We start from the raw sequence: 25,353 nt of genomic DNA, 5'->3' as shown, positions 1-25,353 counted from the left end.
TTTACTCTAAACTTCATTATCTATAAGCTGTAAATTATATTGCTTTATTATTTCAATTAATCTGTTTGCATAAACCTTTTGGCCTTTTTCATTTGTATCTGTGCTATAACCTGCATTTTGTAAAGCTTTTGCCTGATATATATATGTCTTAGCACTAAATACACCGTTGTTTTGGTATCTCTTATTTTCATATAAAAACTTTGCATGGTCATCAATTGATTGTCCTGCATCTTTATATTTTCTAAACTTTCCATTTACAGTGCTGCTTTTGAATTCTCTAGTTTCTAAGGTTACATACTCCCCTTTCCAATTTACGTCTGCTTTGATTCCAAATAAGTTATTATAATCCTTAGCTAATCTTGACTGACCCCATCCTGATTCTAATATTGCTTGTGCTATAGTTATAGATGGTAAAACTTTGTATCTTTCATAGTTTTGTATTGCATCATCTTTTATTGAATTTATAAATTTTGTGTAATCACTATTTTTACTCAACCTTTGTGGCATTACTCCAAAATCACTAAGTTGATTTATATAGCTATGTGTCAGACTTTTTTCAATCTTATTAAATTTAAGTTTGCTTGTAACCTCATCAACACTATTTAAAACTTTTGCTTCATTATTATCATTTAGAAATAATTTAGATACTTTTTTTATTTCTACTTCTTTAACATTATTTAAATCATTTTTTTCCATAACTCCAATTATAGCCGCCACATACTTCCAGTTGATTTGCCCTTTATTTTCACTAACTTCATCTACTACATTTATAAATTTCGAAACATCTATATCTTCTTTATTTATATCTTTTAAAGAATAAAAACTTATCATTATATAAATTAACCCTGTTAAAACAACTATTATGGCCAAAAAACCTTTATTTTTCATAATGTCACACTCCTTATGTATTTGTTATGTGATTATTATAGAAAAAGTTTGTTTCATGAATGTTACAAAACAAAAAAATTTATTTAAGTATAAAAAAAGGAGGCTATGTAAATTTTAGCCTCCTTAATGTTCCTTTTTATTTAGAACTCTATAAAAAATTCTATATAATCATTTTTTAATTTTGTTCCGTATGTTAGTTTTTGTGCATCTAAAATTTCCTTTACCAAGCTAAGTCCTAATCCTGTTCCAGATAATTGTCTATTTCTTGATTTTTCTAATACGTAAAATGGCTTCCATATATTATCTAATTCAGATTCTATTATTCCATTAGCCTTATTAGATACAGATATATATACTTTTTCTTTTCTTATTAAAGATATGTATATCTTATTATCAAGAGTATATTTTATAGAATTACTTATTAAATTTCTTAGAACAATTTTTATTCCTTCTATATCCCCCTCAATCATGAATTCATTTTCATCTATATTTAAATTAACCTCTACATTGTTTTCATTTATAATCAATTTATATTCATCTATAATTGACAATAATATTTCTTTCAAGTCAAATGAATTTATTTTGACTTCTCTTTTTTCATATTTTGAAAGATAAATTAAGTTGTTTATTATATCATTCATCTTTTCACTTTCTTCTATTATTGTATCTAAATAAGTTCCATCATCTATTCCATCTTGAATTCCCATAGCATAAGCTTTTATAAGTGCTATAGGTGTCTTTAGCTCATGCGATGCTCCACCTATGAATATTTTTAAATTTTCATTTCTTTTATTTAATTCATTTTGTGCTTTTTGTAAACTTACGCTCATTTGATTAACACTATCCGCTAATTCTTCTATTTCATCATTTGTTTTTATTTTTTCTGTTCTAAAATTTAACTTTGCTATATCTTTAGATAATAGCTTTATTTTTTCAAGTGGATCAATTATCTTTTTAGATAAAATAAACGTCAATAATATTATTATTAACACCGAAAAACTATTAAGTATTAAATTAAATTTATTTATTATAGAAATAGTTTCTTGAGAGTGTTCTATAGGCATTGATATTGCAAATATATAATTGTCTTTCAATATAAACTTTACTAATAAACTGTATTTTAGATTTCCCTGATTATATATTTTATTAACACTCTTTTCCTTCATATCATCAATTAAGTAATGAGAAATCCAAAATTTCTTAAGTTTTATATCTTTCTTTTCAAACTCTTTTATCAATCCTTCAGTTATATCACCTTCGTTTATTCCATTTCCCGTATCTAAATTAGTATAGATTATATTTATTCCATATTTATCCTCTATATTATCTATATCTTTAATAATAGTATCTGATCCTAATTTTTCAATTTCATCTCCGACAGTATTTATAATTTTCTTTTTTTCATGTAAATAATACTTATGAATAAAAATATTATTTATAGTTAGTGATATTATAGATACAATCACTACAACTAAAGATATACTAATAGCTAGCTTTTTATTAAGTTTAGTCATTATGTTCCTCCAAGCTATATCCTAATCCTCTATGTGTAACTATAAAGTTCTCCCCTATTTTTGTTCTTAATCTTCTTATATGAGTGTCTACTGTTCTAAAATCGCCAAAGTAATCCATGCCCCAAACCAAATCAAGTAATTTTTCTCTTGAAAGTATGACCCCTTTATTGTTTATAAAGCACTTTAATAACTCAAACTCTGTTTTTGTAAGACCTATATCCTCATTATCTTTAAATGCTTTTGTAAATTTAAAATCTATTTTTAAATTTTTAATTGTAACTATATCACTGTACCCCATAAGTTTTTTGGCCCTTATTATCAAAATTCTAGGATCAAATGGCTTTCTGACATAGTCATCAGCTCCAAAATTGAGAGCATCTACCTCATCATCACTCTGACTTTTTGCTGTTAACATCATCACCTTGATGTTACTGCTTTCTTTTATCTCCTTGCAAACTTCTATTCCATCTATTTTAGGCATCATCCAATCCAGTATAGCTAAATCAATTTTATTTTTATAGAATACATCTAAAGCTTCTTCTCCATTACTAGCAGTAAAAACATTAAACCCTTCTTTTCTTAAATAAGCTTCTATAATTTTTAGCATACTTAATTCATCATCCGCAACTAATATATTCATCTTTTCACGTCCATTCGTATTTAAGTTTATAAATATATTATATATTATCATCCAATTTTTACACTAATGTTACAAAACTATTATATAATTTCTTTAATCATAAAAAAGGATTCATAAGTTTTACAAAGAATCATATTTATTTAAATAAGGTTTATTAATCTTTGAATTAAAAGGAGGTTTTATATGAAAGAAATTAAATTTAAAAATGGTAAAACTGCAATTTTAAGATCACCAATAAAAGAAGATGCCCAAGCAATGATAGACTACCTAAATATAATAGGTGGTGAAAGTGATTTTATAACCTTTGGTAAAAATGAATTTTCAATGAGCGTAGAGGCAGAGCAAGATTATATCGAAAGAATAAATAGTATGGATAATTCTAAGAATGTACTAATTATTATAGAAAATGAAATCGTTGGAATAGCTTCTATTACTTCTGTTCAAAAGGAAAGAGTGAAGCACAACGGAACCTTAGGAATAAGCCTTAGAAAAAAATATTGGGGTATAGGTCTTGGAAGTGAGATTATGTATTATCTTATCGACTGGGCCAAATCTAATAAAATAACAAAGAAAATCAACCTTTTAGTTAGAGAAGATAATATTAGAGGCGTAAAACTTTACGAAAAGTTTGGATTTGAAAAAGAAGGACTATTGAAGAAAGATATATGTGTAAATGGTGTTTATTACAATACTATAGCTATGGGATTGTACATAGACTAGAGTGCGTACTTAAAAGATAGTTATAGTTATTTCATTCATACAAAGACTTTAAGTTCAGTCTTTAAGTATTTCTTCAATAACTACAACTATCTTTTTATCTTTACACTATTTGAAGTATTTTCCATATGGCTTAAATTCTTTTAATTCCTCAATAATTTCATCTAATTTATTAAATTCTTTTTTTACATCATTTCCAATTAAGCTTGTTAAATAGTCAAATAAAACTTGACCATTTCCCTCCATTATAAATCCTGATAAATTAACTTTATCTTTACTCTCAAGAACTATTATAATTAACTGTCCAGTACTTATTTTATCTAAATAGGAAGAATCATCATTATCTATATTATTTAGATGTTCTATAGTCAATTCTATTTGTGCTTTTTCTTCTTCACTTAATAGTTTTTCAATAACACCCTCATTATTTATTTTGTAAATTTTTGAAATATCTTCAAAACTATATTCTTCATTGTTTTCATCCATATTAAAAAAATCCTCTAGTGTAATTTCTTCTGCCCCATAATTCTCAGTTAAGTTTTTTGATATATTATCTATGCTATATTTATTTTCATTGTTCATTCCCCAACATCCCCCTTAACTTAATATATATTATATATATTTTAAATAGTATATAATCTACTCTATAGTTACAATAAAATTTATATTAAATTATTCAAGTTCTTTAAAAAGTTCTTTAGCTTTTATCTTAGACTCTTTTAGTACAAGTTCTCCATCAGTCGTAATCTTATAGTATTTTCTAATTTTACCACCTACTACTATTTCTTCTTTATCTAATAAGTTTGATTGTTCCATTGCCTTAAGTATAGGATACAGTGTTCCTGGACTTATATCATATCCATGCGTTTTTAGTTCTTCTATCATCCATGAGCCATAAAAAGGTTCCTTTTTTGCATGATAAAGTATGTGAATATGTATAAATCCTAAAAATATTTTTCTTAGTATTTGTTCTTGCATTATTACCTCCATATGTTATATAATCATATCGGCTTAATATCGTATTTCGATATCGATTTTAGATATTATAATATATATTATCATTTTAATTATATAAAATGCAACTACTTAAGGAGGTGTTGAGTTGAGTATACTCAGACTAAAAGACATAACATATATTTCAGATAATACACAGATACTAGATTGTGTAAATTTAAATATAGAAAAAGGCGATTGTGTGTCTATAATAGGCGCTTCAGGAAGTGGTAAAAGTACACTTCTTAAAATCTGTTCAGACTTAATAAGTCCTACAAATGGGGAAATATTTTTTGAAGAAAAAAATTATCTAGATTATGATCCCATAGAACTTAGAAAAAAAATTAGCTACTGTGTTCAAATTCCTTATCTATTTGGCAAATCAGTATTTGATAATCTTTCATATCCGTTTATTATAAGAAAAAAAGAAATTGATGAGCAAAAAATTCTTCAATTTATGAAGAAATTAAATTTAGATTCAGAATATCTACATAAAGATATAAATGCTTTATCTGGTGGAGAAAAGCAAAGAGTTGCACTTATAAGAAACCTAATGTTTACACCTGATATATTATTATTGGATGAAGTTACATCTGCATTAGATAAAGAGAACGCTAAAATAGTTGAATCTTTAATAAAAGAAATGAACGATAATGGAATTACTGTTATTTGGGTTACTCACAGTTTAGAACAAAGCGAGTCTATATTTAATAAAAGAATTCAAATGGATCAAGGCCAAATTTGTGCTGAGGAGGACTTAAGATAATGAATACAATATCACTTATTATAGCATCTGCTCTTATTGCAATTCCTATATTTATTTCATATAAAGAAGATTTAAAACTTGAAAAAGAAATTATTATAAGTATGATAAGAGCTATAATTCAACTTATATTAGTAGGTTACATATTAGAATATGTTTTTAATTTAAAAAACTCTGCATTTACAATTATTATATTACTTATAATGACGTTTATAGCTGCTTTAAATACTAAAAAAAGAGGTAAGGAAATAAAGAATGTAGTCTTTGTATCATTCATATCTTTAATCGTTGGAAGCTCTATAACATTAACAATACTAGTTTTATCAGGCGCTATTAAGTTTGTGCCCAATCAAATAATTCCAGTTGCAGGAATGGTTATTAGTAACTCTATGGTTGCTATAGGGCTTAGTTATAGAAATCTTAGTAATAGTTTTAAAACTAGACTTAATGAAGTGGAAGTAAAACTTTCTTTAGGAAGTGATATCTATTCAGCTTCAAAAGAAATAATAAGAGATAGTGTTAAAACTTCAATGCTTCCATCTATAGATTCTGCTAAAACATTAGGAATAGTTTCGCTTCCGGGAATGATGACCGGACTAATTTTAGGTGGTACATCTCCACTTATAGCTATAAAATTTCAAATAATGGTTACATTTATGATTTTAGCTTCAACATCAATTTCTAGTATGATGGCTACATATATTGCATATAAAAGCTTTTTCAATGAAAGAAAACAAGTACAAATTTAGATATAATTTTTATTTTTAAAAAAAGCCTACTAAAAGAAACTTTCTTTTAGTAGGCTTTTTAATTAATTTTCTATTTTTGATGATTTATTTTTATTAGAACTAACTGTTAAAATAACTAGTATCGCAAGTATTCCTAAAAGAACTGCTGTAAGTCCATATCCTCCAACTAAAGCTTGTACCTTACCTAAGAATATTCCAGCTACTCCAAAATCTCCATCTGAGAAAGTAGAGTTTGCAACTCCTAAACTACCAAGTACAGGAAGTAATGCTACTGGTAATAGTGATATTATTACTCCATTTACAAAAGCTCCAATTACAGCTCCTTTTCTACCACCTGTTGAGTTTCCAAATACCCCTGCTGTAGCTCCTGTGAAGAAATGAGGAACAACCCCTGGTATTATTATTACAAGTCCTGCTGCTGCAAGAGCTAACATCGAAACTATACCTCCGATGAATGAACTTAAAAATCCTATTAATACTGCATTTGGTGCATAAGGGAAAACTATAGGGCAATCAAGTGCTGGTTTTGAATTAGGCACTAGTTTGCTAGCTATTCCTTTAAACGCAGGCACTATTTCATTTAAAACTAATCTAACTCCATTTTGGATTAATATAAATCCTGCTGCGAAAGTTAATGCTTGTATCATTGAAAATACTATAAAGTTTTTACCACCTGATAACTCTGATTCAATAAACTTAGGTCCTGCAACAAGTGCAACTACTATATATAGAATTAACATAGTTATTGATATAGAAACTGCTGAATCTCTTAAGAAACTTAGAGACTTAGGAACTTTCATTTCCTCTGTTGATTTTGAATTTTTTCCAACAGCCTTTCCTATTGATGCAGATATCGCATATCCAACTGATGAAAAGTGACCAAGTGCTACTGAGTCATTTTTAGTTATCTTTTTCATGAAAGGTTGACATATAGCAGGAGAAATTACCATTAAAAGTCCTAGTGCAAGTGAACCCGTAAATATTAAGTGAGCTCCACTCATTCCACCTGATATTAATATAACAGCTATCATACAAGCCATAAATAATGTATGATGTCCTGTTAAAAATATATATTTAAATTTCGTAAATCTAGCTATAAGAATATTTACTATCATACCAAATGTCATTATAAGAGCTGTAGCTGTACCGAATTTATCCATAGCAAGTGCAACTACTGCCTCATTATTAGGTATAACTCCACTTACATTAAATCCATACTCAAACATTTTACCAAATGGTTCTAATGAACCTGCTATTATACCTGCTGAAGCTGCTATTACAACAAATCCAACCATAGCCTTTAAAGTTCCTTTTATTATATCTTCAATAGGCTTCTTTTGTAATAAAAGCCCTACTAAAACTATAAATCCTACAAGCACTGATGGCTCAGATAAAAAGTCGATAGTTACTTTTAAAAAACCACTCATCTATGATGCCCCCTCTTTATTTAGGTTCTAGCAACCTAATTTTTCTTGTAATTTAGCTTTTAATTCATCTTTGTCAAATAACGCATCTAAAACTATTAAGTTTGGTAAGTGAGATGCACTATCTTCTAAGTCTCTTGCTGTTATAAATATATCTGCTTGATCAGCTGTTGCATCTGCTAAAGAACTATGAGAAACTTCATATCCACTTAATCCTAATTCACTTAATACTTCATTAACATTCATCTCTACCATAAAACTTGATCCTAATCCTGATCCACAAACTGCCATTATTCTATTCATACTACATTACCTCCATTATCTCTTTTTCATTATTTAAATTTAATATTGTATTTAATTTATTTTGATCCATACATACTTTAGCAACCTTTTGCATAATTTCTAGATGTGAGCTACTATCAACTGCACTTAAAGTGAAAAATAAACTAACTTCTTTACCTAAGAAATCTACTGGCTTATTTAACTTCAACAAACATAAATCTGTTTTTAATGCTCCATCTTCTGGTCTTGCATGCGGCATTGCAATTTTAGGTGCTATGCAAAAATATGATCCAAATTCATCAATTTTGTTTAATATTGCTTCATAATAAGAATCATTTATTGAATCCCTTTTTTGTAAAATATCACAAGTAATTTTGATAGCTTCTTTATAGTCATTTACATTGTCTAAAACTTTAACTATCATCTCTTACCCCCCCTTGCTTATCTTGAGTATTTATTTATAACTTCTAAAACTTCATCTTTATCTTTACTATTTAAAATTTTATCTATATTTTCTTTTTTACTAAGCATTTTAGTCAGACAAGCAAGTGCTTTTATATGTGTTTGATTATCTTTTGGAGCTAGACTTATAAGAATCTTAACTTTATGTTGCTCTTTCCCAGAAAAATAAATTTCTTCTTTAAATGTTGTAAGAGTCATACTAACTTTATTTACTCCATCTTCTGGTCTTGCATGTGGCATCGCAACCTTTGGAGCTATAACTATATATGGGCCTAATTTTCTTACATTTTCTATCATAGCCTGTATATAAGAATCTTTAACATATCCTAAATCCTTTAGTGGATTCGCACTAACTCTTATTGCGTCTTCCCAATTTGTTGCTTCTTGGTTTAAATAAATAGTGTCCTCATTTAGAAGTTCTCTTAATGTTGCTTTATAGCTTTTTCCTTTTTCTCTAGATGAAATTACAATATTTTTAATTTCTTCTCTTAGCTTTTCCTTATTTGAAATAGTTGCGTATTTTTCTACTCCATTGATAATTTTATTTATAAATTCTTGTTCAAAATTAAATACAGATTGTGTATTTGATATTTGAGATAGTAAATTTTGCTTATCTAAATCTGTAAGTATAGGATTTACCTTTATAGCTTGTTTTTGGTTTAAGTCTACAGTAGTTATAGCAAAATCATAGTACTTTTCATAATTTTCAAAATTTTTCAGAGACAATATATCTTGAATTTCTATCAAGTCAAATAACTGCTCTATCTGATTTTTAAGAAGTTGTGAAGTTGCCATACCTGAATTACATACTATAACAATTTTAGGGATTTTAATTTCAACTCCCATTTTTGAACTATATCCTCCAAAGTACATAGCTATATATGCTATCTCATCATCATTTAAATATATATCTAAGTTGTTCTCAATAGTTTTTACAACTTGTTTTGTAAATTGATATATTGATTTATACTTTTGCTTTACTTCACTTTTTATTAAGTTTAAGTAGTAAATTCCATACCTTATTTTAAATATAGAAGGTATAAGATGGTTTAGTATATTTTTAGATAACACATCATAATCTTCTATTGATATACAAGAAATCTTTTCAAACTCTTTTACCATCATATTAACAGGAAGAATATATTTACTATTAAATTCGTTTTGATAAAAATAGTTTCTTATATCTTCATCTTTTGTAAAAAACGTTTGTATATAATATACTTCATCTTCATCAATATCATTGTTTAGGACTTTTCTAATTATATTTAATAATCTTTTAACCTCTTTGTGAGAGTCCAGACTATCTAAGAAATTCTTATCTTCATTTTTAAAAGTTATAGTATCTTTATTTTTTACATAATAGTTTTTATAAAAAATTGCTAAATACATAAGTATATAATTTGCGTTAGTATTTTTTAAAATATTTAGGTTTTCTTCTTTCATTAAAGACTTTATATCTTCAAATACTTGCATATACCCGTATTCATCGAAAAAATAATTGTATTCATTGTATAGATTTATAAATAGATATCTTTTAGAATTATTGCTTCCAACTAACTTATATCCATTTTTAGCTTCTAATTCTAATTTATATTTACTTATATATTCTCTAACATTTTTGATATCGTTTAAAACAGTGTTTCTGCTTACTAAAAGCTTGTTACAATATCTTTCTATTGTTAATTTTTCTAAAGATAAAAATAAATCGATTATTATACTTATGCATCTTTCTTCTGAAGATAATATATAATCATCTTTAGAGTACTTAAGCACCTTTCTTATCTTATCTTTATCTTCTGAGCTTATATGATAACCTAAGTTTCTTACATTCGATATTTCTAAATTATATTTTTTTATATGATCATTAATTTTTGAAATATCGTAATAAACTGTTCTTCTAGAAATATTTAATAACTTAACTATTTTTTCAATTTTTACATATTCATGATTCATAAGTATATCTAATATATCTTCTAGTCTTTTATTAAGTTTCATATGTTCTTCCTTTCTTAAATTCATTATATAACTTTTTGTTTTTGCACAAAAGACAAAATATACGCACATTTTTTATGCAAAATTTTGTACTCATCTTAATATATTAACCTAAATTAATAGTTTATTTAAATCAAAAGTATAAAAAATACCTATCAAATTTGATAGGTATTTTTTATACTTTTAGCCCCTTCATTTTTTTATAGTAAAATATAAATGAATACGCTCCTGGGATTATTATCCACAATAATATGCATATAGTTGAAGATGTTTCTATTTTAAAGAAAAATGCTGATATAAACATAATAATTGCTATTGGAAAAGAAATATATCCTAAAATTTTATGAGCTAATTTCCAAGTATCTTCATCTCTTATAGTCCAAGGAAGTCTTAACCCTAAATATCTATTGAATGATATTTTAGGTGCAGAATTTCCAAATACCATAATTAGAATAGATACCAAAGTAACTATAACTATATCATTATTTTCTAAATTTAATAAATTCTTAGTTGATGGCATAATAGTCAATAAACAAAATCCTATAAAAACTAGCATGCTAAGTCTATTCAAAAATCTCATAGTCTTAATTTTAGGATTTCCTTCTGATAAATTTGATACCTTTGATGCTTTGATATCTAAAATTATCATTGAAATAATAGCAAGTGCTACAACAACAGTAAAACTCAAATTATTTTCTGGTGCTATTGTCCCCCAAATTATAATTAATAACGATGCTATAGAAAGCACTATCCCTGTAATATCAATCTTTTTCATATATACATTCCCCCTTTATTATTTTTGAAATATATCTAAAAAATTCCCTAAGACTTCTTGAATTACAGAAGTGTTTATAGAATAAATTACAAACTGCCCCTTCTTTTCAGAACTTATAAGTTCTGCATCTCTTAAAATATCCAAATGTTTGGATATAGATGGTTTTGACATATCAAAGTGATTGGATATCTCCCCTGCACTTAAATCCTGTTTATTCAAAAGTTTTAAAATTTCTCTTCTTGTTTCATCACTTAAAGCTTTAAATACTTTTCCCATAAATGTATTCCTTCCTTTATATATTTAGCTAATTAGTTAAATATCTATATATTTATTATATTCTAGTTACTTTTAAATTTCAATATCTACTGAATATCATATTCTATCACCTTTCTTTTATTAAGGTTAATTTTCTTAAACGTAGAAAAAGATATCACACTAAGTAATATGCGATATCTTTTTTATAAGTATCTTATTGTCCTACATAATTTAAGTTAACTATAGGAAGTCCATATAAAGGTTCTTTTTCACTTCTATCAATTGAAAACTTGTCATTCTTCCCAGGGATAATTTCTAAAACATTTCCTTTAAAATCATTATCATTAAAGTTTATGCCAAATCCAGTCATTTCTTTGTTCCCATATAAGAAACATACTACTTTGTTTTCTTTCATAAAAGCAACTTGATTAAACTCTCCAACTTCTGATTCCCCAATATTTAAGAACTTATATCCAATAGTTTTATAAATTTCTTCTTTTGGAGTTCCTATCTTAAATGCATATGCCTTATCCCATTCAAAAGGTTTTAATTCACCTATATTAACTTCTTTAGTATCTTCACTTAAATCCATAATTTTAATATGTAAATTTCCTGGATTATTACACATATCTTCTAATTCTTTCTTACTTTTTTCAAACTGGACTATTTCACTGGACTTATCAACAACATCCCATCCATCTTTAGTTTTTTCTATATTGAAATTTATCTTGGATATGCGTTCACCATGCTTACCAGGCTCTGTAACTATAACATTTTCTCCAGCTTTATTTTTGTAATCATGCTGTTTAATTTGAACATGATTATGCCCTGCCACAATTGCATCTATACCATCAACTTGAGTAGCTAAATCTTGTATTCTATTGCCTGGATGCTTTGGTTTTTTAGGCTTTTCTCCAGTATGAGCAACAGCCACGATAACATCAGCTTTATCTTTTTCTTTCATTACATTAACCCACTTTTTAGCATCTTCTACTAGATCGTTCATATATAGTTCTTGATTGTAACCTTGCATATCTTTTAAATCTTCATTATCTTCTCCAATTTCTTTTATAGTAAGTCCTAAAATTCCTAATTTAACAGTTCCTTCTGAAGTCTTTAACTCTTTTATAACATATGGTTTTGTGTAGCTATCTCCATTTTGCTTATATATATTTGCTGATAATACATCTATTTTTTGTTTTTCAAAGCTAGATATCATATTGTCTAAAGTAGACTTATTGTTAGATACAAACTCGTGGTTTCCAAGGACTACTGCATCATACCCTATATCTTTCATTTCTTTTGCTATAGGTACTTCCATATATTTTTTAGAATAGTTATTCTTTCTCATCTTACTAAGATATTTATTCATATCATCAGATGCCCCAAATCCAAAGTCAAAGAAATCTCCTGCATCAACTAAAGTAATATTCTTATCCTTCTTTTTTTCATTTGCAACATAATCACTTAACTCATACGGTAAGATTCCATGCAAATCGGTGGTAGCTAATACACTTATATTTGTCGTTTTTGTAGATGTACATCCCCCTATAAAAATTGTAATTATTCCTATAGTTATATATAATAATTTTTTATTCATAAAATCTCAAAACCCTTTCTTTATCTTAACTCTACTTAGATGTATAAACAAACTTGATCATAGGACTATTCGTATATGTATTTTCTTCTCCTTCTTCCATTCTAAAGCAGTCATTTTTATCAGATCTAATAGTTAAAACTCCATCATTAAAATCTGATTTTTTAAAATCAAAGCTCCATGGTGCACATTTATCTTCTCCGCTTAAGTATAAGACAACTTCATTTCCATTCATAAATACTAACTGTGGTTTATTACTTTCAGCAATATTTAAAAACTTATAGCCAACTGTATTATAAATTTTTTCTCTTGGTGTTTTTGGACTAAAAACATATAGTTTATTCCATTTAAAAGGAACAGTTTTACCAAAACTTATTTCTTCACCTAATTTGTCTTTATTCTGAAATAAAGAAGATCCAAATATACCTATGTTGTTACACATCTCATTTAAAGCTTTTTTACTTTTTTCAAATTGAACTATATCACTTGATTTATCAATAACTTCCCATTTATCTCCATCTTTTTCTAGCTTTAAATTTATTTTTGAGATACACTCTCCATGTTTTCCAGGTTCTGTTACTATAACATTCTCTCCTGATTTATTTTTATAATCATTTTGTTTAATTTGAACATGGTTATGCCCTGCTACAATTGCATCTATACCATCAACTTGAGTGGCTAAATCTTGGATTCTATTCCCTGGGTGTCTTGGTTTTTTAGGTTTCTCCCCAGTGTGGGCAACAGCTACTATCACATCAGCTTTATCCTTTTCCTTCATGACTTTGACCCATTTTTTAGCATCTTCCACTAAGTCTGTCATATACAGTTCTCCCTTAAAACCAGCTTGATCTTTAAGTTCCAAAGATTTATTTTCTACTAACTTTTCTCCATCCCAGTATTTACTTTCTCCAACTTCTTTTATAGTAAGTCCCAGTATTCCTAATTTTAAAGTTCCCTCTGGAGTTTCTACTTCTTTTATTACATAAGGCTTTGTATAACTTTCTCCATTTGATTTATATGTATTTGCTGATAAGACACTTACCCCTTGTTTTTCAAAGCTAGTTATCATATTATCTAATTCTTTTTTACTTCCTAAAAACTCGTGATTTCCAAGAGTTACAGTGTCATATCCAATATCTTTCATTTCTTTTGCTAAAGGCATATCCCTATATTGTATATTATTCTCTAACTTATCCTTCCCTGTCTGTTCAAAGAATTTTTCCATATCCCCAGATACACCGAATTCACTATCACAAAAATCACCAGCATCTACTAATGTTATATTTTTATCTTTCTTTTTTTCATTTACTACATATTCATTTAATTCATTTGGAAGTACTCCATGTAAATCTGTAGTCGCTAATACATTTACATCTGTAGTTTTAGTAGATGTACACCCAGATATTAATAACATACTTGTTATTAATAATCCTCCAAATATTTTTTTATTCATAACGCACCCCTTATTTGTCATTTTTTACCAATATTATTAATTATTCACCATATTTTCTTGATAACCTTTTAACTTAATTTTCTAACAATTCAACAAAAAAGGTGTCGTAACCCTTCGACACCTACAATTAGTTTTATATATTAAACTTCTCTATAAATTAATTTTTTTCTAAATGCAAACTTAAATCTTATAAGTAGTGCTATATAAATAATAGCTGAAGCTATTCCTATACATAATGAACATCCAAAAATCATATTAGCTATCAATACTGGAGTATAATCTATATAAACCTCAAATCCACCTCTTTCTCCTTTTGAGTTAAGAATTTTTCCATTCCCACCTAATGTAACAAGCTTATTCTTTTGATTTACTTTATCACTGTATCTATATACAACTTTTTCACCTGGATTTATATATATATTTAAATTTCTTACAAGCTTAAATTCTTTAGTATTAAGCAATTCTTTTAATTCATTTTCGTAAGTTTTTGGGTTGTGTATGTCTTTTTCAGTTGTTATTGTATCTACCTCAACGCCCATCATATCATGTATATAATTAATTTTTTCTCGAATATTTCCTATAAATACCATCATCGACAAGCATACTATTAAAGCTAGTATAGCTGTATTTTTGAATATATTTATCATTCTTTTATTTAATTTTTCATTATCCTTTTTACTTTCCTTAAGCGATTTATGCAAATCTTTTAGCATTTCAGTTCCACCATCAAATTGATTTATAGCTTCTCTTTGTGCATCTTCTTCTGAATATCCATTATCAATAAATTCATTAGTTGATGTTATTAAATGCTCCCTTAATTCTTCTTTTAATTCTTTTACTTCCTTACTTTTATCATTTTTATATAATGACTTTAAATATTCATCAATAATTTTCATAACTTATTTTCTCCCCTTTAAAAATTGATTCATTATGTTTTGGACAAAATCCCACTCTTGTATTTTTATATCTAAAGCGGTTCTTCCTTCATCAGTTATGTTATAATACTTTCTTCTACTGCCTGCCCCTTGTTCATTTCCCCAGTAAGATTTTATCAATCCTTTTGTTTCTAATCTTTTAAGAGAAACATACATTGTTCCATCTTTTAATTCAAATGTAGTTTTATCCCTAACAATTTTAGCTATTTCATATCCATAAGAATCTTTTTCATCTAAAATAGCTAAAATTAATGTATCTATATGACCTTTTAAAACTTCTTTATTTAATTCCATGAAATCACCTCCGTTCATTAAGTACCTCACTATACGATGTAGTTACATAAATATAGTAAATCAAAATACCTCGTAATGCAAGTGTAATTTCAAAAACAAAAAAAATAAAAGGTGTCGCACCCCCACGACACCTTCAATAAAATTTAGTTTAACTTTTTCAAGCTAAGTTATGATATATAGTCTGACAAAACGTTAAAGCCACGCTTTTAGGCTTTAGTGCAGGAAGACTATATATCATAACTGGCATAGAAAGCTAACTAAATTTAAACATTTTTAGCTCCAAAATAATTATCTAATTCTTCTTCAAAGTTTATATTTTTACTTGAACCATTTACACTTTTTAACTTAAATCTTTCTATAAGTGATTTTAACATTTGTGCTTGTCCACTTAATTCTTCACTAGCAGCTGCACTTTCTTCTGAAGTTGCTGAATTTGTTTGAACTACTTCAGATATTTGGTCTACACCTAGTGTAACTTGATTTATTGCATTAGCTTCATCTTCAGATGTTTTTGCTATATCATTAACTACTGCAGTTGTTCTATTTGTTGTATTTATTATTCTCTTGAATGAATCTGCTGTATTTTCTACTATTTCATTACCTTTATCAACCGCTTCTATTGAATTCTCAATAAGTGTAGCTGTATTTTTTGCGGCCTCAGCTGATTTAGAAGCTAGGTTTCTAACTTCATCTGCAACAACAGCAAATCCTTTCCCAGCTTCTCCTGCACGAGCTGCTTCTACAGCTGCATTTAATGCTAATATATTAGTTTGGAATGCTATGTCATCTATTGTTTTTATTATTCTAGCTATCTCATTAGAAGTAAATGATATTTCTTCCATGGCTTTTATCATATGAGTCATTTGCTCATTTCCTTCTTTTACTTGCTTACTTGAATTTAACATTAATGAATTTGCTTTTTTTGCATTATCAGCATTTTCTTTAATTTTATCTGATATTTCTGCTATAGTTGCAGATAATTCTTCCACTGCACTTGCTTGTTCTGTAGCACCTTGTGCTAAAAGTTGTGATCCACTTGATACTTGATTTGATGCTCCTTCAACTTCTTCTGATGCTAAGTTTATTTGTAACATTATTTCACTTAGATCTTTAGTTATTTTTAAAATAGAACTTTCTATTACTTTGAACACTCCTACGTATTCAGTACTAGTTTCAACATCAAAGTTTCCAGATGCAACTTCTTCTAATACGTGTGTAGTATCCATTATAATCTCTTTTGTTTTACTACTCATTTGACGCATGCTGTGTGATAATGAACCTAATTCATCTTTTGAATCATACTCAATATCTATATCAAAATCTCCACCTGCCATTTTATTTGCAGCAGATTCTAATTCTTTGATTGGATTTTGTAATTTTTTTGTTATAAATATGCATATGCCAAGACCTGATAAGATAACAACTGCACTTATTGCTACAGAAGATTTAATAGCTTTTGATGATCTTTCTTTTATCTCTTTATTAAATTCTACACTACGAGCTTTTTCATCTTCATATATAGCTTTTGCCGTATTTATACATGTATCATAAGCATTATAATATACACTTCCAGATGTTACAGCAATGTGTTCTGCTTCTTTTGCTTTTCCTTGATGTATAAGTGAATATAGATTGCCATTTTCTCTTTTTAATGTTTCTAAAGATGTTCCAAGATCATCAACTAATTTTTTATCACCTAAAGTTTTTTTTCTAAGTACTTCCATACTTTTATCAATATTTTCAAAATCTTTTTGTACCAAAGCTTCAAGTTCTTCAGACTTATTTCCTGCAATAGAGTTCATAGTAATTTGATCTATAGATGCTAAATCCCTTCTAATACTCATAGATTCATTGGTTACTTGAAAAGGACCATCAAATAATTGATTGCTTCTATCTGTAGATTTTTTTAAGTTGCTTATTAAAAATAAATTTGATAATGCAGTAAACACTAATAAAATAACAAATGCTAACCCTAACTTTTGTCCTATTTTTAAGTTTTTTAATTTCATATATTTTCCTCCCTGTCCTCTGTTGATTATGATAGCTTTTCTTAAAAAGAAGTATAATAACTTCTAAAATATAGCTAATTTGATACCATCTACTTATATACGGTTAAAAAATGGAAAACTTTAACAAAAATAAGACATCGCACATAGTGCAATGCCTTATTTTTATTTATATCCCCAATCTATACTATCTAACTATATATTTGCTTGTTCTCTTAAAGTTTCAGCTTTATTAGTTCTTTCCCATGGTAAATCTAAATCAGTTCTACCAAAATGCCCATAAGCTGCAACATTTTTGTACATAGGCTTTCTTAAGTCTAAATCTCTTATTATTGCTCCTGGTCTTAAGTCAAAGTTCTTGTTAACTAATTCAACAAGTACTTCTTCACTAACTTTTCCAGTTCCAAATGTATCTATAAATACAGATAGTGGTCTAGCAACACCTATAGCATAAGCTAATTCTATTTCACACTTATCTGCAAGTCCTGCTGCTACTATATTTTTAGCAACGTATCTTGCAGCATAAGCTGCTGATCTATCAACTTTTGTAGGATCTTTTCCTGAGAAAGCTCCGCCTCCATGTCTTGAATATCCACCGTAAGTATCTATTATTATTTTTCTTCCAGTAAGACCTGTATCTCCTTGAGGTCCACCTATAACGAATCTTCCAGTTGGATTTATATATATCTTAGTTTCTTCATCTAAAAGAACTTCTGGTATAACAACCTTTATTACTTTTTCTATTAAATCTCTTCTTATAGTTTCATTATCTACATCTTCACTATGTTGAGTAGATATTAAAACTGTGTGAACTCTAACTGCTTTATTTCCGTCATATTCAACAGTAACTTGAGTTTTCCCATCAGGTCTTAAATATTCTAATTCTCCACTTTTTCTAACTTCTGTTAATCTTCTTGATAATTTATGAGCAAGAGATATTGGAAGAGGCATTAATTCCTCTGTTTCATTACATGCGAAACCAAACATTATACCTTGGTCTCCAGCTCCTATTTTTTCTATTTCATCTTCCGTTAATTCTCCACTTCTGTTTTCTAAAGCTTCATCAACTCCCATAGCTATATCTCCTGATTGCTCATCTATTGAAGTTATAACTGCACAAGTATCTCCGTCAAATCCGAATTTTGCTCTAGTGTATCCTATTTCCTTAACTGTTTCTCTAACTAATTTAGGTATATCAACGTAAGTGTTAGTGCTTATTTCTCCTGCAACTAATACTAATCCTGTTGTAACTGTTGTTTCACAAGCAACCCTAGCTTGTGGGTCATTTGTTAAAAGTGCATCTAATATTGCATCTGATATTTGATCACATATTTTATCTGGATGTCCTTCCGTAACTGATTCTGATGTAAATAAATGTCTTGCCATTTAATTATCCTCCTAGGTTTACTTATTTTATCTTATCGCTTACTATAAGTGCTAATTCTCTTAATATTTTACATGCCGTAACTGTAGAAACATTTGTATTATCATAATCTGGACTAAGCTCTACAATATCTAATCCAACTAAATTTATATTTGAATTTTTTAGTATTTTAAAAATCCTCTCAAACTCTTTATAAGTTACTCCTCCTGGTTCTGGAGTCCCAGTTCCCGGAAAAATAGATGGGTCTAAAACATCTAAATCAATAGTCAAATATATATTTTTATTTTCTAGTTTATTTACTATTTCTTTAAAAGTATTTATAGTGTGAGTTTCCATGTATGTATGCTTATACTTTAATGCAAATTCAAACTCTTCTTTAGTTCCAGATCTTATTCCAAATTGGAATATTTTATTATCTCCAACAATATCCCATATACGTTTTATAACTGTCGCATGTGAATTTTTATTATTATTATACTCTTCTCTCAAATCTGTATGCGCATCAAAGTGAAGCACATATAAATCATTGTATTTTTCATGTACTGCTTTAAACGCAGGTAATGTTACTAGGTGTTCTCCACCTATCATAAAAGGTACTTTATTATCTTTTATAATACTTTTTGTACCTTCATATATTTCATTTAAAACTGTGTCTGTATTTCCTATGCTAAGCTCTAAATCTCCAATATCACAAATTTTATAATCGTCCATATCTAAGTCAAGTATAGGGCTATAAGTTTCTAATCCATAAAACTCAGGTCTCATTGAAGATGCTGCAAATCTAGTTCCCGGTCTATTTGAAGTGGTTCCATCAAATCCTGCTCCAAATACAACTAATTTACTTTCTTCATAAGAGTCATCCATACTCATAAATGTAGGTGTATTATAAAATTTATTTTTCATTTAACATATCCTCAACATATTGAGGTAACATAAATGCCCCAGTATGTATATTGCTGTTGTAATATTTAGTCTTTAAGTTTAAACTTTCCCAAGCTTCTTTGTTTTGGTCTTTTATTGGATCATATTTTTTAGATGCAAAACCAAATAACCAATGTCCTGATGGATAAGTAGGTATATGAGCTTGGTAAACCTTAGCTATAGGGAATAAGTTAGTTATTTTTTCATTAGCTCTTTTCATTTCTTTAGCATTAAAGTCAAAGTATGGACTTTCATTTTGATTTACAAGTATACCTTCATCACTTAATACTCTGTAACAATCATTGTAAAAGTCAACTGAGAATAATCCTTCTCCAGGTCCTATCGGATCTGTTGAATCCACGATTATTAAATCATATTCCTTATCTTTTGAATTTTTAACAAAAGCAACTCCATCTTCAAAATATAAGTTAACTCTAGGATCATCTAATTTACAAGCACATATATCTATATACTCTCTTGATACATCAACTACCATTTTATCTATTTCAACCATATCGATTTTTTCTATTTGAGGATACCTAGTTAACTCTCTTACAGTCCCTCCATCTCCTCCACCTATGACTAATACATTTTTTATATTCATATTAGTTGCCATAGGAACGTGAACTATCATATCATGGTATATAAATTCATCTTTGTAACTTACCATCATAAGTCCATCTAAAGTTAAAAACCTTCCAAATTCCTTACTTTCAAATACATCAACCCTTTGAAAATCTGATTGATCGCTAAATAAGTGTTTATCTACTTTTATTGAGAATCGAACATTGTCTGTCCACTCTTCTGTATACCAAAGTTCCATAAATTAGACCTCCGAATTTTGAATTTAATTTTTTATTTTTATATGTTTTTATTTTTATTTATATATATTTTTTAACCGTCAGTTTTTTGACCGCTTTTTATTTATATGTTATAATTGAATTTGAATTTAATTTTTTATTTATATTTATTTAGGTGATTATTATTTATATAGCTTCTTGCTCGTCTTGTGGCTTGTGAGTAATATTGCCTAAATCTTTTTTTGCAAATTTTTGTATCTTTGCTGTTAATCCTCTAGGTATTTCTGTGGATTCACTTCTTTCAGCTTTAAGTAATTCTTCTAGCATTTCAAAGCTTTTCCAAGGGTCTATATCTCCACAAGTAAAGAAATCTGCAGCTGCATATCCATATTCTGGCCATGTGTGTATAGTTAAATGAGATTCTGCTATTATTACAGCTCCTGATACTCCCCATGGATTAAAGTGGTGAAATACTGAATCTACTATAGTCGCTTTTGCATTTAAAGCTGAATCATTCATATATTTTTCAATAAGCTTTGGATCTCTAAGCATATCCTCATCACAATTATAGTACTCAACTAATATATGTCTTCCTAAAGTTTCAAACTTCATAGTCGTCACTCTCCTTATTAAGTTTTCAATTTATTTTTTATAACTAATATATAATTTAATTCTTTGTCTTTCATATCACTTAAATATGCATTGTTGTCTTTTAACAACTTTATATAATCTATAATTTCTTTTGTAATTATTTCTCCAGGAGTTACTATCGGAATACCTGGTGGATAAGCCATTATAGATTCTCCAGAAATTCTTCCAATACATTCATCAAGTAAAACCATTTCTTTATCTTTATAAAAAGCATCTCTTGGTTTTAGTTTCAATATTGGGTTTATCTGCTTTATATCTATATCATTTATCTTATCAGGCTTCTTATATATTTTAGATATAACTTCTAATGCATCTATTAATTTGTCTACATCTTCTTTTTCTGTACCTATAGATATTAAAGCTAATATATTATATAAATCTCCTAATTCCGCTTGAACTGCAAACTCTTTATATAATAAATCATAAACTTCAAGTCCTGTTAAATTTAATCTTTTAACATTTATGCAAAGTTTTGTCTCATCTATAAACTTTACTCCTTCGTCATTTAAACATTCCGTAGATACAACTTTTATACCTTTTACTTTATTAAGCCTAGCTTTAGCGTATCTTGAAAGATTTAAAGCTTTCGATAATTGCTCCTGCCCGTTTGACACTAAATTTGATCTAGCCCCATCAATGCTACTCATTAATAAATATGATGCTGATGTTGATTGCAGCATGTTTATACATTGAAGAACCTTGCTAGACTCTATGCTTTTGTTATTTAAAAGTAATGCTGAAGCTTGCGTTAATGCCCCCCCTGTTTTATGTATGCTAACCGCCGCCATATCTGCTCCTAGCTTCATACTTGATGGTGGTAAATCATCATGAAACGGGAAGTGAGCGCCATGTGCCTCATCTACTAAAACTAATACATTATGTTCATGACATATGTCTATAATTTCTCTTAAATCACTACATGCTCCATAATAAGTTGGATTTAGTAAAAATAAAGCTTTTATCCCCTTATTTGTTTCAAGTGTATGCTTTACATCTTTAGCCCTTATATTAAGACTTATTCCTAGTTCTTTATCAAACTCTGGTTGAATAAATACAGGTTCTCCTCCACTTAATATTAGTGCATTGATAACTGATTTATGTATATTTCTAGGAAGAAGCAATTTATCATTATCCTCTATAATACTTAATATCATTGCATGTATAGCTCCTGTAGTTCCATTGGTTATAAAAAAAGCATCATCTGAACCATAAGCATCCGCTAAAAGCTTTTGAGCATTTTTTATGACTCCCCTAGGGTTAGATACATTATCCATTAATGGAGATGAGTTTATATCCATTTTCATCAATTCTTCTCCATAATAATTATTTAATATATCTACTCCTTGATGTCTTACATGACCAGGTACATCAAAACATGCTATATCTTTTTTTGAATATTCTTTTAGTGAGCTTAGCAGTGGTATTTGACTATGATTTAACTTATAACTTTTCTCATATTCTAACTCTAAGTTTTTACCTATAGCTTCCAAATCGTTCCTCCTTTCTTTATTTTAAAGATTGATTTAACTTTTTAAAGGTTATTATTTCTATTTATAAAATTTAGTTTTATTAAACTCACAATATTTATTATATAAAGTTTCAGCTATTTTGCAAGCACTTTTTTTATTTTTTTATTTTTAATATCAATTTTTCTATTTCTAGTTATTTCAATGCATATACATATTTTTTCATTTTTATGTTTATATTAATTTTTATTATGTTTAGTTAAGGTAAACTTTTGTTTATATTAATTTTTATTATGTTTAGTATAACTAACTCAATTTTATCGTTTTACCAATGCTTTTATTTAATATTACTAATTATCAATGTATATTACTGCTAAACTTTTTTAAAATAATAAATTTTCACTTTTTTAACCAAATTGATTTATATTTACAAATAATTAATTTGTTACATAAAAAAAAGCTAAAAAACATTTTCAAATTATTTTTTAGCTTTTCTATATTTATTTTTCTATTTAATTACTTTTTAAAAATTATATTTATATTATTATCAGTTTCATCTTTTAAAATTTTAGCATTAACGCCATAAACTTCCTTTATAAGTTCTGTAGTTAAAACCTGTTTCGGAGTTCCATAAGCCCTGATTTCTCCATCTTTTAAAACATATATTTTATCGCAATACATAGCTGCTATATTTAAATCATGAATAGCTGCTATAACTTCTATATCTAATTCTTTAACAATCCCCATTAATTGTAGCTGATATTTAATATCTAAGTGGTTAGTTGGCTCATCAAGTATTAAACACTTTGTATCCTGAGCTAAAGCCCTTGCTAGTATAACCCTTTGTTGCTCTCCTCCCGATAAAGTATTAAAGTTTCTATTAATTAAATGTCTTATATTTACTTTATCTATGGCATTATATACAATTTCATAATCTTCTTTAGTATCTCTGTCCATAACTTTTTTATAAGGACTTCTTCCCATAAGTACCATATCTAATACCGAGAAATCAAAGTTATTATGATTATGTTGAGCTACAACTCCAATTTTTTTAGCGCTGTCTTTAGTTGATATACTTTTAATATTAATATCATCTAGGTATATTACACCTTTACTTGGGGTTAAGTTTCTATATATACACTTTAAAAGAGTCGATTTTCCACTTCCATTAGGCCCTATAATTCCTACAAATTCTTTATTTTTAACATCAATATCTATGCCTTTTAATATTTTATTTTCATTTATAGAAAGCTCTAATTTTTTAGTTTCTATTCTCATTAATTAGTACCTCCAAACCCATAACTTCTTCTTATCATTAGATAAACAAAGCAAGGAGCTCCTATCATAGATATAAGTATTCCAATCGGAAGTTCTGCATTTTTTATTATTATTCGAGATAATACATCTGACCATATTAAAAATATAGCTCCCAAAAGTGCAGATATTGGAATTATTTTTTTATGGTCAGTCCCAAATAAACCTCTAACAATGTGAGGTATTATAAGTCCTACAAATCCAATCATACCAGATGAATAAACCACCAACCCTACTAGGAGAGATGTTACAATTAGATATACTTGTCTATACCTATATAAATCAGTCCCTAATGTTATGGCTACATCATCTCCCAATAACATTAAATTCAATATTCTATACTGACTTAAAAAGAATATAGTCCCTATTAAAATCAATGGAAGTATAAATACTATTTCCTCCCATTTAGCTCCAGCTAAACTTCCCATAAGCCAAAATGTTATATTTTTCATTCCTTCTGCATCATTCTTTATATAAACTATAAAACTTGAAAATGCACTACACACAGAACTCAAAGCCATTCCCGCTAATAATAGTTTTGTAGAGTTAGATCTTGATCCTGTGTTTGAAATCATTAAAACTAACATCGAAACTAAAAATGCACCAAAGAATGCAAATATCCCTATTGAGTTTTGTCCTAATAAAGTTGTAAACCCTAACATTATAGCTATTGTAGCCCCTAAGGATGCTCCAGATGATACTCCAAGTATATAAGGATCTGCTAGAGGGTTTTTTACTATAGCTTGCATTACAACTCCACATACAGATAGTCCTATTCCTACACATAAAGCTAAAATTATTCTAGGCAATCTAATAAACCATACTACATCATGAATAGCTCCATTAGATAAAGTATTTTCATTTCCTATACTAAATAGTTTATACCCTATTATTTGATATACTTGCTTTATGCTGATGTCACTTGAACCTATTGTTACAGCAAATAAAATAGATAAAATTAAAGCAACAATAAGTCCTATAATAACTAATATATATAAAGGCTTTGTTTTCACAAAGCCCTTTTCTTCATTATTTCCACATTTTCTTAAGCTTTTCATTGATTGCATATGTCCATGTC

26 protein-coding genes are annotated in these 25,353 nt (G+C 27.9%); 3 read left to right on the top strand and 23 right to left on the bottom strand.

Annotated elements, in window-relative coordinates; translation table 11 throughout:
- Window positions 1–6: 6 nt before the first annotated feature.
- The 3 genes from ACN6I1_RS03820 to ACN6I1_RS03810 form a co-directional block, all read right to left on the bottom strand.
- The gene (locus ACN6I1_RS03820) at window positions 7–888 is read right to left on the bottom strand and encodes a glycoside hydrolase family 73 protein (RefSeq protein WP_419742772.1); all 882 of its coding nucleotides are present in this window, start codon (window positions 886–888) and stop codon (window positions 7–9) included.
- Window positions 889–1,028: 140 nt separating this feature from the next.
- On the bottom strand, window positions 1,029–2,402 hold the full coding sequence (locus ACN6I1_RS03815) for a sensor histidine kinase (protein ID WP_419742771.1): 1,374 nt from the start codon (window positions 2,400–2,402) through the stop codon (window positions 1,029–1,031).
- Entirely contained in the window at window positions 2,395–3,042 is a 648-nt protein-coding gene (locus ACN6I1_RS03810) for a response regulator transcription factor (RefSeq protein ID WP_419742770.1), read from the bottom strand. The genes ACN6I1_RS03815 and ACN6I1_RS03810 overlap by 8 nt, the downstream gene beginning before the upstream one ends.
- 183 nt (window positions 3,043–3,225) lie before the next feature.
- Here ACN6I1_RS03810 and ACN6I1_RS03805 point away from each other — a divergent pair, with 183 nt between their 5' ends.
- A complete protein-coding gene (locus ACN6I1_RS03805) occupies window positions 3,226–3,762 on the top strand; it encodes a GNAT family N-acetyltransferase (RefSeq protein ID WP_419742769.1) in 537 nt (178 codons plus the stop codon).
- A gap of 105 nt (window positions 3,763–3,867) precedes the next feature.
- Here ACN6I1_RS03805 and ACN6I1_RS03800 read toward each other — a convergent pair whose 3' ends face one another.
- Both ACN6I1_RS03800 and ACN6I1_RS03795 read right to left on the bottom strand, forming a co-directional pair.
- A complete protein-coding gene (locus ACN6I1_RS03800) occupies window positions 3,868–4,341 on the bottom strand; it encodes a hypothetical protein (protein ID WP_419742768.1) in 474 nt (157 codons plus the stop codon).
- Window positions 4,342–4,431: 90 nt separating this feature from the next.
- Window positions 4,432–4,737, bottom strand: coding sequence for a PadR family transcriptional regulator (locus tag ACN6I1_RS03795; protein WP_278548580.1), 306 nt, complete (start codon window positions 4,735–4,737; stop codon window positions 4,432–4,434).
- Between the two features lie 124 nt (window positions 4,738–4,861).
- Here ACN6I1_RS03795 and ACN6I1_RS03790 point away from each other — a divergent pair, with 124 nt between their 5' ends.
- Together ACN6I1_RS03790 and ACN6I1_RS03785 are read left to right on the top strand one after the other, a co-directional pair.
- On the top strand, window positions 4,862–5,518 hold the full coding sequence (locus ACN6I1_RS03790) for an ATP-binding cassette domain-containing protein (RefSeq protein ID WP_053831133.1): 657 nt from the start codon (window positions 4,862–4,864) through the stop codon (window positions 5,516–5,518).
- A complete protein-coding gene (locus ACN6I1_RS03785) occupies window positions 5,518–6,264 on the top strand; it encodes an ABC transporter permease (RefSeq protein WP_419742767.1) in 747 nt (248 codons plus the stop codon). Before ACN6I1_RS03790 ends, ACN6I1_RS03785 begins: the two co-directional genes overlap by 1 nt.
- 62 nt (window positions 6,265–6,326) lie before the next feature.
- Here ACN6I1_RS03785 and ACN6I1_RS03780 read toward each other — a convergent pair whose 3' ends face one another.
- The 18 genes from ACN6I1_RS03780 to ACN6I1_RS03695 all read right to left on the bottom strand — a co-directional run bounded on the left by ACN6I1_RS03780 (window position 6,327) and on the right by ACN6I1_RS03695 (window position 25,342).
- Window positions 6,327–7,691 (bottom strand): PTS ascorbate transporter subunit IIC, encoded by a 1,365-nt coding sequence (locus ACN6I1_RS03780; RefSeq protein WP_025161494.1) that lies wholly within the window; start codon window positions 7,689–7,691, stop codon window positions 6,327–6,329.
- Between the two features lie 27 nt (window positions 7,692–7,718).
- Window positions 7,719–7,991, bottom strand: coding sequence for a PTS sugar transporter subunit IIB (locus ACN6I1_RS03775; RefSeq protein ID WP_021430754.1), 273 nt, complete (start codon window positions 7,989–7,991; stop codon window positions 7,719–7,721).
- Between the two features lies 1 nt (window position 7,992).
- Window positions 7,993–8,394 carry a PTS sugar transporter subunit IIA gene (locus tag ACN6I1_RS03770; RefSeq protein WP_021430753.1) on the bottom strand — a complete coding sequence of 134 codons (402 nt, stop codon included), beginning with the start codon at window positions 8,392–8,394 and terminating at the stop codon, window positions 7,993–7,995.
- Window positions 8,395–8,411: 17 nt separating this feature from the next.
- Window positions 8,412–10,427 (bottom strand): BglG family transcription antiterminator, encoded by a 2,016-nt coding sequence (locus ACN6I1_RS03765; protein ID WP_419742766.1) that lies wholly within the window; start codon window positions 10,425–10,427, stop codon window positions 8,412–8,414.
- A gap of 172 nt (window positions 10,428–10,599) precedes the next feature.
- Window positions 10,600–11,199 (bottom strand): SdpI family protein, encoded by a 600-nt coding sequence (locus ACN6I1_RS03760; RefSeq protein WP_419742765.1) that lies wholly within the window; start codon window positions 11,197–11,199, stop codon window positions 10,600–10,602.
- 18 nt (window positions 11,200–11,217) lie between these two features.
- A complete protein-coding gene (locus tag ACN6I1_RS03755; protein ID WP_021430750.1) occupies window positions 11,218–11,475 on the bottom strand; it encodes an autorepressor SdpR family transcription factor in 258 nt (85 codons plus the stop codon).
- Between the two features lie 193 nt (window positions 11,476–11,668).
- Window positions 11,669–13,054 carry a metallophosphoesterase gene (locus ACN6I1_RS03750; RefSeq protein WP_419742764.1) on the bottom strand — a complete coding sequence of 462 codons (1,386 nt, stop codon included), beginning with the start codon at window positions 13,052–13,054 and terminating at the stop codon, window positions 11,669–11,671.
- A gap of 31 nt (window positions 13,055–13,085) precedes the next feature.
- The gene (locus ACN6I1_RS03745) at window positions 13,086–14,504 is read right to left on the bottom strand and encodes a metallophosphoesterase (protein ID WP_419742763.1); all 1,419 of its coding nucleotides are present in this window, start codon (window positions 14,502–14,504) and stop codon (window positions 13,086–13,088) included.
- A 140-nt stretch (window positions 14,505–14,644) separates the two neighbouring features.
- Entirely contained in the window at window positions 14,645–15,400 is a 756-nt protein-coding gene (locus ACN6I1_RS03740) for a permease prefix domain 1-containing protein (RefSeq protein WP_419742762.1), read from the bottom strand.
- A 3-nt stretch (window positions 15,401–15,403) separates the two neighbouring features.
- The gene (locus ACN6I1_RS03735) at window positions 15,404–15,733 is read right to left on the bottom strand and encodes a PadR family transcriptional regulator (RefSeq protein WP_021430747.1); all 330 of its coding nucleotides are present in this window, start codon (window positions 15,731–15,733) and stop codon (window positions 15,404–15,406) included.
- A gap of 263 nt (window positions 15,734–15,996) precedes the next feature.
- Window positions 15,997–17,742 carry a methyl-accepting chemotaxis protein gene (locus ACN6I1_RS03730; protein ID WP_419742761.1) on the bottom strand — a complete coding sequence of 582 codons (1,746 nt, stop codon included), beginning with the start codon at window positions 17,740–17,742 and terminating at the stop codon, window positions 15,997–15,999.
- Window positions 17,743–17,934: 192 nt separating this feature from the next.
- Window positions 17,935–19,125, bottom strand: a complete 1,191-nt coding sequence (gene metK / locus ACN6I1_RS03725) for a methionine adenosyltransferase (RefSeq protein WP_419742760.1) — start codon at window positions 19,123–19,125, stop codon at window positions 17,935–17,937.
- A 22-nt stretch (window positions 19,126–19,147) separates the two neighbouring features.
- Entirely contained in the window at window positions 19,148–20,026 is an 879-nt protein-coding gene (speB, locus tag ACN6I1_RS03720) for an agmatinase (RefSeq protein WP_419742759.1), read from the bottom strand.
- Window positions 20,016–20,867, bottom strand: a complete 852-nt coding sequence (gene speE / locus ACN6I1_RS03715) for a polyamine aminopropyltransferase (RefSeq protein WP_419742758.1) — start codon at window positions 20,865–20,867, stop codon at window positions 20,016–20,018. Before speE ends, speB begins: the two co-directional genes overlap by 11 nt.
- 163 nt (window positions 20,868–21,030) lie before the next feature.
- The gene (gene speD, locus ACN6I1_RS03710) at window positions 21,031–21,456 is read right to left on the bottom strand and encodes an adenosylmethionine decarboxylase (RefSeq protein ID WP_419742757.1); all 426 of its coding nucleotides are present in this window, start codon (window positions 21,454–21,456) and stop codon (window positions 21,031–21,033) included.
- Window positions 21,457–21,473: 17 nt separating this feature from the next.
- Window positions 21,474–22,985 carry an aminotransferase class I/II-fold pyridoxal phosphate-dependent enzyme gene (locus ACN6I1_RS03705; protein ID WP_419742756.1) on the bottom strand — a complete coding sequence of 504 codons (1,512 nt, stop codon included), beginning with the start codon at window positions 22,983–22,985 and terminating at the stop codon, window positions 21,474–21,476.
- Between the two features lie 492 nt (window positions 22,986–23,477).
- Window positions 23,478–24,239 (bottom strand): ABC transporter ATP-binding protein, encoded by a 762-nt coding sequence (locus ACN6I1_RS03700; protein WP_419742755.1) that lies wholly within the window; start codon window positions 24,237–24,239, stop codon window positions 23,478–23,480.
- A complete protein-coding gene (locus ACN6I1_RS03695; protein WP_419742754.1) occupies window positions 24,239–25,342 on the bottom strand; it encodes a FecCD family ABC transporter permease in 1,104 nt (367 codons plus the stop codon). The genes ACN6I1_RS03700 and ACN6I1_RS03695 overlap by 1 nt, the downstream gene beginning before the upstream one ends.
- Window positions 25,343–25,353: the final 11 nt, after the last annotated feature.

The sequence above is a fragment of the Paraclostridium dentum genome (assembly GCF_048568265.1).
Taxonomy (GTDB): Bacteria; Bacillota; Clostridia; order Peptostreptococcales; family Peptostreptococcaceae; genus Paraclostridium; species Paraclostridium dentum.
Note: the sequence above shows the minus strand (reverse complement) of the source record. Positions and strands in the feature narration are given on the sequence as shown.